General features: G+C 30.8%; 15 protein-coding genes and 2 pseudogenes. All 17 read left to right on the forward strand.

Translation table 11 applies throughout. The features are described from left to right. Positions 1-1,269 (forward strand): MobA/MobL family protein (locus C7381_RS01515; protein WP_116479659.1); only part of this gene is annotated, 1,269 nt, incomplete at its 5' end. Between the two features lie 314 nt (positions 1,270-1,583). After that, positions 1,584-2,609 carry a PDDEXK nuclease domain-containing protein gene (locus C7381_RS01520; RefSeq protein ID WP_025271819.1) on the forward strand — a complete coding sequence of 342 codons (1,026 nt, stop codon included), beginning with the start codon at positions 1,584-1,586 and terminating at the stop codon, positions 2,607-2,609. 82 nt (positions 2,610-2,691) lie between these two features. Then, positions 2,692-3,456, forward strand: coding sequence for a hypothetical protein (locus tag C7381_RS01525; protein ID WP_037612768.1), 765 nt, complete (start codon positions 2,692-2,694; stop codon positions 3,454-3,456). Positions 3,457-3,584: 128 nt separating this feature from the next. Further along, positions 3,585-4,436, forward strand: a complete 852-nt coding sequence (locus C7381_RS01530; RefSeq protein WP_116479660.1) for an ATP-binding protein — start codon at positions 3,585-3,587, stop codon at positions 4,434-4,436. A gap of 61 nt (positions 4,437-4,497) precedes the next feature. Continuing rightward, positions 4,498-4,701 (forward strand): hypothetical protein, encoded by a 204-nt coding sequence (locus tag C7381_RS01535; RefSeq protein WP_116479661.1) that lies wholly within the window; start codon positions 4,498-4,500, stop codon positions 4,699-4,701. 3 nt (positions 4,702-4,704) lie between these two features. Beyond that, complete coding sequence (locus C7381_RS01540) at positions 4,705-6,351, forward strand: recombinase family protein (protein ID WP_037612763.1); 1,647 nt, start codon at positions 4,705-4,707, stop codon at positions 6,349-6,351. Positions 6,352-6,357: 6 nt separating this feature from the next. After that, positions 6,358-6,438: pseudogene (locus tag C7381_RS01545) on the forward strand (Maff2 family mobile element protein); the annotation flags it as partial. A gap of 1 nt (position 6,439) precedes the next feature. Then, entirely contained in the window at positions 6,440-7,303 is an 864-nt protein-coding gene (locus tag C7381_RS01550; RefSeq protein ID WP_019107264.1) for a VirB6/TrbL-like conjugal transfer protein, CD1112 family, read from the forward strand. A 17-nt stretch (positions 7,304-7,320) separates the two neighbouring features. Continuing rightward, positions 7,321-7,578 (forward strand): hypothetical protein, encoded by a 258-nt coding sequence (locus C7381_RS01555; protein ID WP_019107263.1) that lies wholly within the window; start codon positions 7,321-7,323, stop codon positions 7,576-7,578. Beyond that, complete coding sequence (locus C7381_RS01560; RefSeq protein ID WP_002838958.1) at positions 7,578-7,916, forward strand: PrgI family protein; 339 nt, start codon at positions 7,578-7,580, stop codon at positions 7,914-7,916. The genes C7381_RS01555 and C7381_RS01560 overlap by 1 nt, the downstream gene beginning before the upstream one ends. Continuing rightward, positions 7,913-10,408 (forward strand): VirB4-like conjugal transfer ATPase, CD1110 family, encoded by a 2,496-nt coding sequence (locus C7381_RS01565; protein WP_022620875.1) that lies wholly within the window; start codon positions 7,913-7,915, stop codon positions 10,406-10,408. The genes C7381_RS01560 and C7381_RS01565 overlap by 4 nt, the downstream gene beginning before the upstream one ends. Further along, positions 10,380-11,345, forward strand: a complete 966-nt coding sequence (locus tag C7381_RS01570) for a DNA-methyltransferase (protein WP_019107261.1) — start codon at positions 10,380-10,382, stop codon at positions 11,343-11,345. The genes C7381_RS01565 and C7381_RS01570 overlap by 29 nt, the downstream gene beginning before the upstream one ends. Positions 11,346-11,354: 9 nt before the next feature. Next, positions 11,355-14,323, forward strand: a pseudogene (locus tag C7381_RS08750) (C40 family peptidase). A 20-nt stretch (positions 14,324-14,343) separates the two neighbouring features. Beyond that, positions 14,344-14,601, forward strand: coding sequence for a hypothetical protein (locus tag C7381_RS01580; protein ID WP_004837916.1), 258 nt, complete (start codon positions 14,344-14,346; stop codon positions 14,599-14,601). After that, positions 14,598-16,952 carry a leucine-rich repeat protein gene (locus tag C7381_RS01585; RefSeq protein WP_116479662.1) on the forward strand — a complete coding sequence of 785 codons (2,355 nt, stop codon included), beginning with the start codon at positions 14,598-14,600 and terminating at the stop codon, positions 16,950-16,952. The genes C7381_RS01580 and C7381_RS01585 overlap by 4 nt, the downstream gene beginning before the upstream one ends. 15 nt (positions 16,953-16,967) lie before the next feature. Next, entirely contained in the window at positions 16,968-17,846 is an 879-nt protein-coding gene (locus tag C7381_RS01590; RefSeq protein ID WP_019132978.1) for a CD1107 family mobile element protein, read from the forward strand. 216 nt (positions 17,847-18,062) lie between these two features. Beyond that, positions 18,063-18,203 carry a hypothetical protein gene (locus C7381_RS08555; protein ID WP_008901380.1) on the forward strand — a complete coding sequence of 47 codons (141 nt, stop codon included), beginning with the start codon at positions 18,063-18,065 and terminating at the stop codon, positions 18,201-18,203. Positions 18,204-18,272: the final 69 nt, after the last annotated feature.

Below are 18,272 nucleotides of genomic sequence, written 5' to 3' on the forward strand. Positions count from 1 at the left end.
CTTGCAATCCATGATAGAACAAGTGAAGATAACAACAATATACATGCTCATATTATGACTACCCTTAGACCAATCAATGAAAAAGGAGAGTGGCAAGCAAAATCAAAAAAAGAATATATCCTTGATGAAAACGGAGAAAAGGTAAAACTAAAAAGTGGGAACTACAAAACAAGAAAAGTAGAGCTGACAGACTGGAACGATAAAGGAAACGCAGAGAAATGGAGAGAGAATTTTGCAAGCCTTTGTAATCAGTATTTAGAAAAAAATCATCAGGAAAAAAGAGTAGATCATCGTTCCTACAAAAGACAAGGGATAGAAGAAATTCCAACCATTCATATGGGAGCAAGTGCCAGTGCATTAGAGAAAAAAGGAATAGAAACCGACAAAGGAAACATCAATAGAGAAATCAAAAAGCACAACTCCTTAGTAAAGGCTATTAAGAGCAAGATAAAAGAAATAACTTTTTGGATAGACTCTTTACTTGGAAATCTGCAAGCAAAATATGATGAGTATAAACAGGACAAGAAAGATGAACTGGAGAACAAAGCAGAACTCTTTAACCTCTATGAGTATATTTCTATCTACAACGATATACAGGGAGAAAAAACAAAGAATTTATCATACTATGGACAGATAAAAAAGGGAAATGCAGACCTAAAGAGATTTGTAAAAGCAATCTACTATTTGAAAGATAATCATCTTCAAACCATAGCAGACCTACAAGGAAAAGTCTTTGAACTTGCAAAGCAAAGTAAAAAGATAAGCAGTGATATTCAAGAAAAAACACAAAGAATTAAAGACTTAAATCAATGTGTAAGTTGCATAGACTCTATAAAAGAAAACAAAAAAGTCTATCAGGAATATAAAGATAAAACTTTTCTTAAAGATAAATTTTACAATTCACATAAAGATGAAATTGAAAACTACAAAAAAGCAAGAAAGACTATAGAAAAATTTACTGGGACTTCAGCCATAAAATTAAATGATTGGCAAAAAGAAATTACAAAACTTGAAAAAGAAATAGAAGTCTTAAACAAAGATAAAATCAAAATTCAAGATGAATTTAAGCAGATAGACCATATCAAATATGCAGTAAAGATTGTCAATGATGAGTATGGCATAGATTTATCCATAGAGATAGACAAAGCAATTAAGAGAGGAGAAAAGCCAAGTGTAATTGCACAATTGAAAAAATTCCAAGAACAACAAGAAAAAAGAGATCAGTATAGACAAAAAGCAAAAGAAAAATATACGGAACAAGAAAGATGAAATCATAAAATAGGACAACCTTTAGTAGGGAGTGAGCAAATCATTTAGTACTACAAACTGACGCACTATTTCGTTGCATAAGGCTGTGTACCCATTTTGTGAACGCAGATATAAAGATGAGTCCCTGTTTCGGGGACACATATAACTAGTGTCGTGTTTCACGATGGCAGCTATATAAGGACTTCATATTTCAGGGTGTATTAACTATAAAGGGTGTCATAAATTACTACTTCCTTTAGCTGTATAAATATTGAATACACTCAATATTTATGGTACAATTAGCAATATAGTATGATGAGTTAAGGAGTAAACTTATGAATAATTTAGTTGAAAATCTTCATGCAGATGTTTATGCAAATATAAAAAAACTAATGGATAATGCACGAACTGATGTAGCGAAGCAAGTTAATAATATATTAGTAAAAACTTATTGGGAAATAGGGAGAATTATTGTAGAAGATGAGCAAGGTCATTCAGATAGAGCTGAGTATGGGAAAACTCTACTGAAAGATTTGTCTAAAATGCTGACTAAAGAATTTGGGCGTGGATTTTCGGTTTCTAATCTACAGTTTATGAGGAGATTTTATCAAGAATATGAAATTCAACAGACACTGTCTGTTAAATTGAGTTGGTCGCATTATTGTGAGTTGTTGTCTATTGACGATATGAATAAGCGTAGTTTTTATGAGAAAGAAACGGTCAATGCAAATTGGTCTGTAAGGGAATTAAAAAGACAAATAAATACATCACTATTTGAGAGATTATTGCTATCAAGTGGAGATGAAAATAAAGAAAAAGTATTAGATTTAGCTCTAAAGGGAAACGAAATAGCTACGCCAAGTGATGTAATAAAAGATCCGTATGTATTTGAGTTTTTAGGACTACCTGAAGAAAAGCCAATGATGGAAAGTGATTTAGAAAAAGCACTTGTAACTCATATAGAAAAATTCTTATTGGAACTTGGTAAAGGCTTTATGTATGTTGGCTCACAACAAAGGGTAACACTTGGAAATACCCATTATTATGTTGATATGGTATTTTACAACAAGATACTCAGAAGCTATGTTTTGATTGAATTAAAAACAGGAAAGCTAATGCCAGAAGCAGTAGGACAGCTTAATATGTATCTTAACTACTATAAAGCAGAAGTTAATGACGAAATGGATAATGAACCTATTGGAATTATCCTTTGTGCGAACAAGGATAGCATACAGGCAGAATATGCACTTGGTAGCTTATCTAACCAGATATTTGCTTCTAAGTATACGCTATACATTCCAGACAGAGAACAATTAGAAGAACAGGTAGAAAGAGTAGTAAAAAAGTACAAGAAAAAATAATAGTAAAAATTACAGAAATATTTTAGAGAAGTAAAAGCAAAGGTGCCGATACTTCTCTTTTTATTTGAGGAGGATATGGAAAATGGCAGATAAAAGAATGTTTTCATTGAAGATAGTGGATAGCGATTTATTTTTAGATATGCCACTAAGTAGCCAATGCCTATATTTTCATTTATCAATGAGGGCAGATGATGACGGCTTTGTGGATAATCCAAAGAAGATAATAAAGATCATAGGAGCAAATGACGATGATTTAAAAATCTTAATTACAAAAGGCTTTGTAATTGTCTTTGAAAGAGGAATTATAGTCATTACCCATTGGAAGATAAATAACTATATCCGAAATGATAGACGAAAAGAAACTTTGTATATCAAAGAAAAAGAATTCTTATCAGAAACAGAGAATGGAGCGTATATAAAGCTTGAAAATCTTGGTATACCAAATGACAACCACTTGTCAACTAAAAGTCAACCAACTGACAACCAAGTGTCCGTCAATTGTCCGCATAGTATAGATAAGGGTAGATTAGATAAGATTAGTATAGATAAGGGGAGAGGAGAACAAGAAAACCAATCAGCCCCCTTTTCTTTTTACGGAGAATATCAAAATGTTCGATTAACTGACGAAGAATACCATAAGCTAAAGGATAAGCTTCAAGGTCATACCGATACCATGATTGAAAAGCTATCAAGGTATCTTAAAAGTAAAGGAACAGATTATAAAGACCACTATGTAACCATTCTTAATTGGTATGAACAGGATAAAGAAAAACTAACACAGAAAAACACTCAAAATGGAAGTTCTAAAACCTACTCAACCAACTATGAGGATAGCGATAGCCTATAAACATCATATAACAAGGTGGAAAGGTGTTTTTAGAGCATTAAAGCTAAAATAGGTATCAGAATACACCAAAGATAAAAAAACCTTAAAACGCATTCCACTAATTAACAGGAAAAAGGGGAATTAAAGTTATGAATAACAAAGAAAATCAAAATATGGTAACTACAAAAATACGAGGTACAGATTTTACCTACAACAAAGATACTCAGCATGAAAAGGACGGACATATCTATTGCAAGGCTTGTAATGAAATAATAGATGGCAAAGTAATTCAGATGTTGGATAAGCCTATGATTATCAGAACAACTTGTAAATGTGATAGAGATAGACAGGAACGAGAAAAACAAAGAGAAAAGCAAATAGAACAGGATAGGTTAAGACAAAACTGCTTTATATCCAAAAATCAAAAAGCATATACCTTTGAAAATGCTGATGAAGATACCGATAAAGAAATCATCAAAAAAGCTAAAAACTATGTAAAGCATTTTGAAGAAATGAGAAAGGACAATGTAGGCTTGCTTTTATATGGAAATGTAGGAAGTGGTAAGACCTATATAGCTTGTGCTATTTCCAATGCCATAATCACAGAGTATTCTTATACAGTTAAGATGAGAAATTTCGCACAAATACTAAATGACTTACAAAAAGGTGGCTTTAACCTTGATAGAAACGAATATATTGAGCAAATAACAAATCCAACCTTACTAATTCTTGATGATTTTGGGATAGAGAGAAATACAGAATATGCCTTAGAGCAAATCTACAATGTGATAAATGCAAGATACCTAAAGGCAAGACCGACCATTATAACTACAAACCTTAATTTTAAGGATATAGAGAAAGAACAGGAAGATATAATGCTTGGGAGGATTTATTCAAGGATAATAGAGATGTGTTTACCCCTTAGAGTTATAGGAGTGGACAGAAGAAAAATACAAAGTAAAGAAAAGCTGAAGAAAGCACAAAACTTAATAGATGAGTAGAGGCGATTAGAAAAGTAAAAAATTCTAATCGCTTTTTTAATTGCAAGGAAAGGAGCAATCGATGAAAAAAGAAAAGACAAAATATATTGTAAAACGAAACTATACAACACAAAGAACAGGAGCAGAAGCGTTTATCAAGCTGATTAAAAAAGACAACAACATTGAATATACACAATATAATATTGATAAAAATAAGAAAGTGTGCTATACTAAAGACAGTTTTAGAGAGGGTTGTGTCATTCCTAAAAATCTAAAGGAGGAATAGGAAATGATACAAACAAATTCAAATCACTTTTCATATCGGACTGCAATTTATTGCAGACTGTCTAAAGATGATGAGCAGAAAGGAGAGAGTGCCAGCATACAAAACCAAAGGGATATGCTTGAACATTATGTCAAGGCAAGAGGTTGGAATATAGCTGATGTATATGTCGATGACGGATACACAGGCTTAAATACGAACCGCCCCTCATTTCAAAGACTGATAAAAGATGTTGAGGAAAGAAAAATTGATATAGTCATTACTAAAGACTTATCAAGACTTGGAAGAAACTATCTTCAGACAGGATATTATACCGAGAATTTCTTTCCAAAAAACGGAGTGAGATATATCGCAGTCAATGACGGAGTGGATACCTTACAGGACAATAATGAGATAGTACCCTTTAAGAATGTACTAAATGAGTTTTATTCAAGAGATGTTTCAAAGAAGATGAAATCGGCATATCTTACAAGAGCAAGACAAGGTAAATTTACAGGCTGCCTTGCACCATTCGGATATATGAAAAATCCTGATGATACTTACTCTCTTATGGTAGATGAAGAAACTTCGTGGATAGTGGAAAAGATTTATGACCTTGCTATCAGTGGATATGGAGTACAGGCAATAAGGCGAATACTCTTTGATGAAAAAATTCCTACACCTACTTGGTGGAACAGGAAAAAGGGACTTAGAAATGTTTTTACCAAATTAGAAAAAACCGTAAAAGACGGCGAGTATTGGTGGGATTGTACAACAATCAAGGAGATAATTGAAAATCCTGTTTATCTTGGACACACGGCAAGTCAGAAAGCAAACTATCAATTCAAAATCGGTTGGCTATCAGACAAACCAAAAGATGATTGGATAGTTGTAGAAAATACCCACGAACCTATCGTTTCAGAAGATACCTACAAAATGGCAAATGAAAAGATAGAAAGTAGGAAGCGACCTTTTAAGACAGGAGAAGAAAGTATCTTCGCAGGACTTGTCAAATGCCCTGATTGTGGGAAAGCCTTAAATCTTGGAAGAAACAACTCAAAGAAAAAAGAGAAAATACTCACTTGTAACACTTATCGCAGATACGGAAAAAACTTGTGTACTCAGCATAGGATATACTTTGATACTCTTTATGAAATCGTACTTGCAGATATTAGAAAGAATGCAGACTTCGCTTTAAAAGATGAAAAGGAAGTCTTAAAGGCTCTTGAAAAATCAAGAGATACAGAAAATGAAGAAGAACAAATCTATATCGCAAAGAAGATTGAAGAAGATAGTAAAAGAGTGGCAGAGCTTGGTAACAAGATTGAGAAACTCTATGATGATTGGATAAATAAGAAAATCAGCGAGAGCAATTTCCAAAGAATACTTGAAAAATCTCAAGATGAGCAAGAGCTTTTAACAAAGCGAATTGAGGAAATGGAAAGAAAAGTTGTTACAAGTAGAGTAGATGAAAATGGTGTCTATAAATGGATAGAACTCATCAAGAAACACAAGAATATTAAGAAGCTGGACAAAGAAACCTTAAATGAACTCATCTCAAAAATCTATGTTCACGAAAAGGAAGTAGTGGACGGAGAAATCACCCAAATAATAGAAATACATTACAATTTCATAGGAAATACAGACAGCTTACAGGTCAGCTACAATCTCTAATTAGCCATAAAGCAGCTTATGGCTGGAGGGGGAATTGTACTCATAGGTTTAAAACTAATACCGCTATTAGCAAACGTGTTAAAATAAAATGTTTAATATAGTAGATAAGATCAAAGAGTTTTTTTCGGAGATACTTATTGATATGATCAAGGAAAATTTAAGCGGAATGCTCCTTGATATAAATGACAAAGTATCAACGATAGCAAATGAGGTAGGAAAGACTCCGAGTGGATGGAACTCGGAGGTTTTCCACTTCATAAAGTCTATTTCAGAAAATGTTATACTTCCCATAGCAGGTCTTATCATAACGGCTGTACTATGTATTGAATTAATTCAAATGGTAATGAACAAAAATAATATGCATGACACAGATACCTTTGGTTTTTTTAAATATATGATAAAAATGTGGATAGCAGTATGGCTTGTATCTCATGCTTTTGACTTTTCTATGGCAGTATTTGATGTGGCACAGAATTTAATAGGAAAGGCAGCAGGTGTGGCAAATGCTAGTGCAAAAGTTTCTCCGGGTGATATAGCTAATATGGTAGATAGCCTAAAAGGAGAGTCAATAGGAAAATTAATGACTATAGTACTAGAGACATCAATTGTAAAGATGATAATTCAAGGGATATCAATACTCATTACAGTTATTCTATACGGCAGGATGATAGAAATATATATTTATACTTCAGTTTGCGCCATACCTTTTGCCACAATGGGTAATAAAGAATGGGGAAGTATTGGAACAAACTATATAAGAGGGCTCTTCGCACTTGGCTTGCAAGGTTTATTCTTACTTATATGCGTAGGAATTTATGCCGTACTTGTTAAGACTTTAAATATATCAGACATACACAAAAGTATTTTTGAATTACTAGGATACACATTAATACTTGGGATAACTATGATGAAATCAGGAAGTATTGCAAAATCAATTTTAAATGCTCATTAATAAAAAAGGAGAAGATGATGAAAATTAGAAGAAAAAAGGACAAAAAAATTAATTTAAAAACACTTGGAACAATAGGACTCCCAATACTTTTAATAGGGGGATATATTACAAGAGAAATACAAAATAGAATGATTATAAGAAAAACATCGGAAGTTTTAGATAATAGAGAAGAAACGAATGAAAAAGTATTAGAAATAGCAGTGAATATGGGAAAATCATTAGAAGATCTGAACAGAGAAGATATATATGGCTTTTACTTAGAGGGTTTAGAATAATGGCTTATGTAAATGTCCCAAAGGACTTAACAAAAGTAAAAACAAAGGTAGCTCTAAATCTAACAAAAAGACAATTAATTGGCTTTACAATTGCAGGTCTAATAGGCTTTCCAGTATATTTAATGGTAAAAAAAGTGCTGCCTAATGACCTATCTATGTTAATCATGATAGGTGTGTCTTTTCCTATAATATTTGCAACTCTTTATGAAAAGGACGGGATCTATTTTGAAAAATATTTAAAGTATATTATAGATAAGAAAAGACAGACAAGTATAAGGATATACAAGACAGAATGTATTTATGATATAAAGAAACAAAGAAAGGAAAGGAGTAAATGAATCAAATACAGAAAAAACAACAGAAAAAATTAAATCAAGAAAAAAGAAATTTAAAAAAACAAAAAGAAGATTTAAAAAGCATTAGTATAAGTCAAAAAAAGATGAAAAAAGCAAATATTTCTAAAGAAAAAGGAAAGCCCAAAAAGAAGCTTTCCTTTTTTGGTGGGAAGAAGAAAAAGAGTGTTCAGGAAACAATCCCTTATTTAAGAATGTTGAGAAATGGGATTTGCCAAGTTGAGAAGAACAAATTTAATAAAATGATACGTTTTTTAGATATTAACTACCAGCTTTCAACAGAAGAAGATAAGGAAAGTATATTTAATGAATTTTCAAGTTTTTTAAACTATTTTGATCCAAGTGTTGATATAGAACTTTCATATATTAATCGCATAGGAAAAAATGAAGAAGTAGAAAAAAACATCAATGTTCCGGATAGAAACGATTCATATAATGAAATACGAAAAGAGTACAGGGAAATGCTAAAAAATCAGAGTCAAAAAGGAAATAATGGACTTACTAAATATATGTATATCACCTTTAGCTTACAAGCACAAGATTTAAAAGAGGCAACTACAAGACTTGAAAGAATGGAAATGGATATATTAAATAACTTTAAGCAGATGGGAGTAAAAGCTTATGTATTAAGTGGATATGAAAGGTTAAAGGTTATTCACGATATCTTAAATCCAAATAAGAATTTTGTTTTTTCATTTGAAGACCTAAAATATAGTGGACTATCTACTAAGGATTATATAGTACCAGCATCATTTAACTTTTCATCTAACAATCAATTTAAAATTGGAGAATACTTTGGAGAAGTAAACTTTCTACAAATTCTAGCACCTGAATTATCAGATAGATTATTATCAGAATTTTTAGGAGTTGAAGAAAATATGATTGTAACATTTCATATAAATTCCATTGATCAAACAGAAGCTATAAAGATGATTAAAAGAAAAATAACAGACTTGGATAAAATGAAAATTGAAGAAAATAAGAAGGCTATAAGATCAGGATATGACATTGATATTCTTCCAAGCGATTTAATTACCTACGGTAATGATGCTAAGAAACTATTAGTAGAACTTCAAAATCATAATGAGAGAATGTTTGTCATAACTATTTTGTTTACAAATATGGAAAAAAGTAGAAAGAAATTGAGTAATATAATCTTTCAACTAAATTCAATAGCAGGTAGGCATAATTGTGTATTGAAAAATCTTAACTATAGACAGGAACAAGGACTAATTTCTTCCCTGCCACTTGGAAAAAATGAAATAGAAATAAAAAGAGGACTTACAACCAGCTCTACAGCAGTCTTTATTCCTTTTACAACAGAAGAGTTGTGCTTAGAAGGAGAGAGCTTATATTACGGATTAAATGCTTTAAGTCGTAATATCATTATGACAGATAGAAAGCTTTTAAAGAATCCAAACGGTTTAATACTTGGAACACCGGGTAGCGGTAAATCTTTTTCAGCTAAAAGAGAAATTACCAATGCTTTTTTAATCACACAAGATGACATCATTATCTGTGATCCGGAAGGGGAGTATGGAAATTTAACTAAGGCACTAGGTGGAGAAGTTATAAAAATATCGCCAACAAGTAAGGATTATATAAACCCGTTGGATATAAATGTAGACTATGCCGATGAAGACAATCCCTTATCTTTAAAGTCTGACTTTATTCTTTCACTGTTTGAACTTGTAGTAGGAAAGGAAGGGTTAAGTGCAGAAGAAACTTCAGTAATTGATAGATGTCTTCCAATATTATATAAGGATTACTTCGACAATCCAATTTCTGAAAATATGCCAATTTTAGAAGATTTATATAATTTACTTTTAAAACAAGAAGAAAATGTAGGGAAAAAATTAGCGGTAGAAATGGAAATTTATGTCAAAGGCAGCCTCAATGTATTTAACCATAGGACTAATGTAGATACAGGAAATAGAATTCTTTGTTATGACATTAAGGAATTAGGAAAGCAACTTAGAAAAATAGGTATGTTAATTGTTCAAGATCAAGTGTGGAATAGAGTAACTATTAATAGAAATAAGAAGGAAACCAGATATTACTGTGACGAATTCCATTTGCTTTTAAGAGAAGAACAAACAGCCTCATATTCCATAGAAATTTGGAAGAGATTTAGAAAATGGGGCGGGATTCCAACAGGATTAACACAAAATGTAAAGGACCTTTTAGCCAGTCCCGAAATAGAAAATATATTTGATAATACAGATTTTATCTTAATGCTTAATCAAGCTAGTGGTGATAGGGAAATTTTAGCTAACAAGTTAAATATATCTCTTTATCAGTTATCCTACGTAACAAATTCCAATGAGGGAGAGGGATTACTATTCTATGGAAACACAATAGTACCTTTTGTAGATAGATTTCCTAAAGATACAAAATTGTATAAGTTAATGACAACTAAACCAGAAGAATTAAAGGAAGGGATAGAAATTGATAGACAGAGAGAAGTTAAAAACTAACTATATTATTAATTTAGATGCAATTTCTGCTCTAAAGGAATTTCCAGATAAAATATTTGATTGCTGTATTACATCTCCTCCATATTATGGACTTAGAGATTATAAAGCAGAAGGACAAATTGGAAGAGAAGAAAGTCCGGAGGAATATTTAAATAAATTAATTAAAGTCTTTAGAGAAGTAAAAAGAGTATTAAAAAAAGAAGGAACACTTTGGGTAGTTATTGGAGATTCTTATGCAGGTACAAGAAGCAAAAAAAAATATAAAGATCCTAAAAACATAGAAGGAAGAAGTGGTCAAAAAGAGTCTATTACAGAAAAACTCAGTGGCTACAAGGCAAAAGACTTAATGGGGATACCTTGGCAACTAGCTTTAAAATTAAGAGAGGATGGTTGGTATTTAAGAAGCGATATTATTTGGCATAAGGAAAATGCCATGCCTGAGTCTTGTAGGGATAGACCATCAAGGTCTTATGAACATATCTTCCTACTATCAAAAGCAAGAAAGTATTTCTATAACTTTGACGCTATGAAAGAACCAATAAAAGAAATAAGCAAGAAAAGATATATGAGGGCAAGAGGAAAAGATAATAAGTATTTACAAGAAGGCACAGGAGCTAAAAGACAGAGCATAAATGAAGCAAGAGAGTATGGAGAATATATAGGAGATAATGTCCCTAAGTTTAGAAACAATAGAGATATTTGGACTATTAACACCAGTGCGTTTAAAGGAAAACACTATGCGGTATTTCCACCAAAACTGGTAGAACTTTGTATAAAAGCAGGATGTCCTAAAAAAGGCTTAATTCTTGATCCCTTTATGGGTTCAGGAACTGTTGGAATGGTAGCTATTAGGATGGACAGAGAATATATTGGAATTGACATAAACAAAGACTACTGTCAAATAGCTAAAGAAAGGATAGAGAAAAATATGAAATAGGAGGTATATATGAAAAAGAAAGGGAAAGTAAACCCAAGAGATGTACCAAAGACCAAACTTATATCAGAAAAGAAAGAAGAAAGCAATGAAAAATTCAGTAGTACAGAGAGAAAATCAGATTTTTCAAAAAAAGAAATTAATAAAGTAAAAAGCAGGAATAACATAGACAATAATGATGAAAACTCTAAGTATTATTCATCTCATTTGCAAGAAAATAGTCAGGATTTACTCAACGAAAAAGATAAGTCAAATAGAGGAAGAAGACAAAGAAAAAACCATGAGGAAAAATTTGCAGAAGCCTCCTATCATAATGAATATCAGCCAGAATATTCGCAACAGCAGCATAGAAAAATGGAAGAAAATGAGGAAAGTAGATATGGTGAATATTACGGGCAAGAAACAGAATACAGGCTAAGTAACTTTAAAGAAGATTTTAATGATAGACCAAATTCAACTAGCTCTAATTTAAAAAGTAGCACTTCTCCCCAAAAAAATTACAAGGGGAATAGTAATTTAAAATGGAAGAAAAACGTTGAGAGTGAAAGTTTTAATGGAGTGCAAGAGAAAAAAATAAGGAGATTTAGAAAAGAAGAAGATAAGGATTTTAATATAGAGGTAAGTTCAACATATGATCCCTTATCGCAGGACTCAGATAATGATGGTGTCATAGATCGCTATGACATGAACTTTAGTGATAGCAATGTATCATATAGGGACACAAGAGATGACTATAAGTATTTACCATCTTCTGATGTGCAAAGAAAAAATTGGGATGGTTATTCTATTCTTGGTGAGAAAGGGAAAGAAAGCTTTCAAAAAAACACCTTTAAAAAACTTTATCAATCTCAAAGTCAGTTTAAGGATAAAGGGGAAAAAGTAGAATTAAAATCTTTAAATGGGAAGTTTAGAAGAAAATATCTATCATATAAGGCAAATGAAGAAGATAAAAAAATAATTCAAGACCTGAATACTAATAAAAAACAAAATAGCAAATATTTCAAAGGCAAAGTTAGAAATTTAGAAGAAAAAGATATGCTAATGGGTAAGGTTTCTAGTGGGAAATTTAGACAGGATAGCCTATCTGAAGGATTCAAAAGTGAATCTGAAAAAAATAAAGATAAATATAATATAAATAAAAAGAATCAAGAAAAAATAGGCACGAAAAAAGAAATCTTCAAACAGGAAAAAAACGTAATAAAAAATGAGAATCTTGAAGTAGATGAACTTGATTTAAATCATAGTGGAATTTCTAATAAAAACAAGGGAAAGAAAAGACAAATAAAAGACGCTTTTGATAATACTATAAAGAAAAGCAACTTTGATCCAAAGAAAGAATACACCAGGACAAAAAAAGAAGTACAGGATTCTAAAAATGTATCTGAAGAAAATAAGGTAGATACAAAAAATAAAACTAAATTCCATTCTAAAAAAGATAACAAAAGTGAAAAAGATAAGTTTTATAAAAAGGAAGATAAAATATCAAAACTATATGAGAAAAAGAATAAAAAAGAAAAAGAGTTAATTAAGTATAAGAAAAAGTCAAAAAAAGCGGGTTTAGAAAAACCTATTACTTTTGCGAGTGCTATGACGGCAAACTATCTATATAGTGGGAAAGATGATAATGCAGGTGTTAACGCTGCTTATAAGCTTAGTAGAACTACCGAAGTTGTAGGTAGAGAAATTAGCCATTTTAGAAGAAAAAAACCTTTAAAAACTCAAAGAAAAATAAAATCTTTAGAAGGAAAAATTTATAAGAAAGAAAGTAAACTTCTATTTCAAAGAAATTTTGAAGAATTGAAGAAGACTAAAGCTTATCAAAACTCTAATAAACTGAATCGATTTTTTATGAAAAAGAAGTTTCAGAGAGATTTTAGGAAGAAACACGGGGAAGGTTTAGTAAATAGAGTAAAGAAATCTTTCGCTAATATTGGAAAGAAAACATTGGAAGCTTTAAAAAACAAAGGATATAAGCAAATTTTAATTGCCCTTTGTATTTTAGGACTTTTTTTTATGCTATTTCAAGGAATTAGCAATGTTGGCAGTCTTACTTCAGGATTAACAAGTAATGTTATAGCTACAAGCTATCTATCAAAAGAAGAAGTTTTAATGGATATTAACAATGAATTTACAAGTTATGAATATGCCTTACAAGATGAAATAGATAGTATTAAAGAAAATTATCCAAATTATGATGAATATCATATAAAAGGAGATTCTGTTGGTCATGACCTACACGAGCTTTTTAGCTATTTAACAGCAAGATATGGAGAGATTAAGTCAGCTGAAGAGATACAAAAGGAATTAAAAAAGCTATTTAATCAAATGTATGAGAAAAAATATACTTCAAAGTCTATTACAAAATATGACAGTGAAGGAAATCCATACACCTATAGAATTCTAACATTAACTATAAAAAAGAAAAGTATTGATGAAATAGCAAGAGAAGAATTTGCAAACTATGAAACAAATATGGCTCATTATTTAGCATTACTTGATAGTCAGGGAAATATGAGTGGATATTTTGGATCAAGCTATGGGAACTTGGGAGAGATTATAGACAATCCAAACTTTGGAAATCCCGGTCTTGCTTTTGATTCTGAAACTGCCAAAGCCTTATTTAATGAAGCAGAAAAACATATAGGTAAAAGATATGTGTTTGGAGCAAGTGGACCATCTAACTTTGACTGTTCAGGTTTTGTATGTTGGTCATTTACAAAGTCTGGTGTAAAGAGAATGCCAAGAACTACAGCTTGGCTTATTTATAAAAACTATTGTAATCCAATATCTCCAAGCGAGGCAAAACCTGGGGATATTATTTTCTTTAAAGGCACATATAATTCCGCGGTACGCCAATTTCTCACGTAGGGATATATGCCGGAAATGGAATGATGCTCCATGCAGGAGATCCTATCCAATATACCAGTATAAACTCAAGATATTGGAAAAATCACTTTTATTCCTTTGGTAGACCAAAATAAGGGGGAAGGAGTAAAAATCTATGAATAAAAAATTAATCAGAAACATAGAAAAACAGAAGAATTTAAGAAAGAAAAAAGAAGAAATTGAAATAGAACTTCAGTTATTAGTAGAGGAACAAGAAGAAATAGAAAATTTAGAGGTCATCAAGGAATTTCGAAGTCAAAAAATATCTCTTGATGAATTTTTATTTATTGTTAGAAAAAATAAGGAAGAAGAAAATAGAGAAAGACAAGAACTTAAAAGAAAAGATACAAATGAAAGTGAGGAAAATTTATGAAAAAAATAACAAGTGGAATTTTAGCTGTGATAATGCTACTTGTAAGTCTAGTGAATATAGTGGCTGTAAGTCCTGTATATGCAAGTACAGATTATAAGGTAGAGTGGACGGAAGATGATTTTATGTATTCCTCTGAGGGAAATATAATTGCCTTTAGTGATAAGGGCTTAGAAAAGAAAGAAAAGACAAATGTTCTAGTATTTCCTGAAGGAACAAAATCTATAAATGGAAATTATTCTTTAAGTCATTTAAACGATGAACTTAGATATAAAAGAGAATTTGGACGTGGCAAACATTGGGATAAAGTAATTATTCCTGATTCTGTTAAGCATTTAGGCTATGCTGCCTTTTACGATGCAAGTATAGACGAGGTAAAACTATCAAATAGGCTAACTTATCTTGGTGGTTTAGCATTTTTTAATTGTGGACTTAGAGAAGTGACTTTACCTGATACTTTGGTAAATATTGAACATAATGCTTTTGAAAGAAATAACCTTCAAGAAATAACTATACCGAAGTCTGTAAAGACAATTGAACAATACGCTTTTTCAAGAAATAAATTGCACACTATAAAAGTTTTAGGCAATCCAAACATTAACAGTAAAGGAGTATTCCATAATCAAGATGTTGAATATAGACCAAAACAAAATCCATTTTACGAAAATCATTTTGGTTTCAACGGAAATCAAGGATTCAAATCTATTCCTAATGGATTAAGGTTTGAAAATGGAGAGTTTGTCTTTGATAAGAACGTAGATAGTGTAGAACTTGAATTTGATTATAACAATGATATGTATCAAGGAAAGATGACTATATACAATCCAAATAAATATTCCATTGATACTCAAACTGATTTGACAGGACAAGATATTGATGAAAAGGACAATAAGATTGATGATTTAACTAAAAACATTAAGGACTTAGAAAATCAGATCAAAGACTTAAATGATAAGAAACAAGAAGATCAATCAAAGATAGATGAGTTAAAGGAAAAGTTAGAATCTTGCAAAGATAATGGAGAGAAACTAAAACAAGAAAAAGCTAGGCTAGAAGAAGAAATTAGAGATAAAGACAATAAGATTGCTCAATTGAATAAAGAAATTGAGGATCTTAAAAATTCTAACAATGATGAACTAATAGCAGAAATTACTCAGCTTAAAGATGAACTAAAAAGATTACAAGATGAAAATGCAAAACTAAAAGAAGATTATTCATCTACAAAATGGGAGTTAGAAGCTGAGAAAGAAAAGACCGATAAAAACGAAAATAAAATCAAAGAAATGCAAGAAAAGCTCGAGTCTTTAGAAGGAGAACTAGCAAAGAAGACTAAAGAAATTGAGGATAAAGATAATAAAATTAAGGACTTAGAAAAAGCTCTTGATGAAAAAGATACTAAGATAAAAGACCTCGAGTCTAAAAAGAAAGAAACAGAAAATTCTAAGTCAGAATGTTGTAAGAAAATTGAAGAGCTTCAAAAGGCTATTGATAGTTTAAAAGAATCTTCTGAAAATACAAAAAAAGAATTAGAAGAGAAGATTAAAGGGTTAGAAGAAAAACAAAAAGCTTCTGAAGAAGAAATTAAAAAGCTAAAAGAAGAGTTAGATAAGAAAATTGAAGAAGCAAAGAAGTTAATCGAGGAAGCAAATAAAAAAGCAAAAGAAGAACTTGAGAAACAAGCTAAAGATGAAAAAGACAAAAATTTAAACCAAGACTTATCCAAGAAATTAGATGAAATTCTAAAACTCCAAAAAGAAAATAAAGAGAAGAAAGAAGACAAGAAATCTCAAGATAAAAAGTTGGACGAACTTTTGAAAGCTGATGACAAGAATATCCTAAATCAATTTGATCTTAACAAAATGAAAGAGCAAGAAAACCAACAAGGCAAAAAACAAGTTAAAGATGAAAAAGAATTTGCAGTTTTCCAAGTAGACAAAAACTTTTATAACATTATAAAAGATGGAAAGAAAACTACTGTGTATATGGATGTAAAAGCATATATTAAGGATAATCGCATTATGCTACCTGTTAGATATGCAGCTTATACTCTTGGGTTTAATGTAGAATATGATGATAGTAAGAGAGAGGCTATCTTTTCAAATAAAGAAAATACAGCCTTACCTAAAAAAACTCTAAGATTAAATATAGATACTGGTGTTATGAAAGATAGTCAAGGAAACATTTATCATTCTGACACTAAACCTGTAATTATAAATGGAAGAATTCACGCATCTATTTCCAATATAGCTAAAGCTTTTAATGCAAGCTGTGGGGATATAAGAGATGAAAAAGATCAAAGTATAGAATGGGATAATAGCAGAAAGGCAGTTTATGTCTTCAAGAATATAAAGTAAGAAAAGGAGAGAATTATGAAGAAAAAAAGATTAGGGGTAGCCTTAGTGCTACTCCTTTTACTATTCAGTATGCCAAGCATATCCATAGCTAAGAGCAATGAAAATGAAATAAAAAATCAGTCAAATGATATTTATTTGCCAGAAAAAAGTAAAGAATTAGAAAGCTTATTTGATGAAGATGTATATGAACCATCTAATGAGAGTCAAAAAATTCCTTATCAGGAAGTGCCGAAAATACAAGAAAATAACATAAAAAATGAGCAAGTAGATAAAAAAGAAAAGCCATCTAAACTTGTTAAAGGTGGCAATACTAAAGCAATTAATCCATTAGCTACAAAAGAAAATAAGGCAAGAGGAACAGTTATAGAAAATGTAGATAAAAATGGACAGGATATTACACCGAAAGTAGAAGATCAAACATCAAGAGATGAAAAAAAGGAAAATCCAATAGATGTTAGACAATTTTTAACCTTTCAAACAAAGAGTGGAAAAACTATGCACCTCATTGTAGATCATTCGGAAAATCAAGAAAATGTACAATTACTAACAGAAGTTGGAGAACAAGATCTACTAAATATGATTGAAGGAGAAAGTGAAGTAAAGCCAAAAGAAGAAGTAGTGAAAAAAGAAGAACCGGTGGAGGAAAAACCGAAGAAAGAGGAGAAAGAAGAAAAGAAATCAGGGATAGGACTTTATTTATTTATGGGTTTAATTATTGTTGGTGTAATGGGTGCAGGATATTACTTCAAAATCTATAAAAAAAATGAAGAAGCAAGTTTTGAAGATGAGCAAGATTATAATGAATTAGAAGATGATTATGAATCTGAAGGGGAGGATTATGATCTTGAAGATAAGGAAGATACAGAAATTATTCCAGATGAAGATGAATTTTAATCTTCTCAATGATTTAAGCAGTAGATTAAGGACAACAATAAAATTAATTATCGTGTAAATTTATAAACATACGATAGAAAAGTACAATTAGAATTCTGGAACTTTAATAAAAAACGATGAACAAAACGACAGCACAAACTTAATATATAAGTAAAGCTAAGTTGAAATGATTGATTGTATAATTAAGAATTTGATATAGATAAAATCATAAGTTTAATGAGAATGCTAAAAACGGATCAAGCTTTTTTATACGGATGGAATTCTTATTCGAAGAAAAATCTTTATGCTAGAGACATAAAGTTTGAAGATGTAATAGATAATGGAATAAATATTATAGAAAAAATAAAAAATCGGTAGAGCTATAAAAAGATGAGGGATTGAAAATTTAATCTCTCATTTTTTTATTAAAAAATTAAAGGAGGAAAA

It is taken from the genome of Ezakiella coagulans, assembly GCF_003096635.1.
In the GTDB taxonomy this organism is placed as follows: domain Bacteria; phylum Bacillota; class Clostridia; order Tissierellales; family Peptoniphilaceae; genus Ezakiella; species Ezakiella coagulans.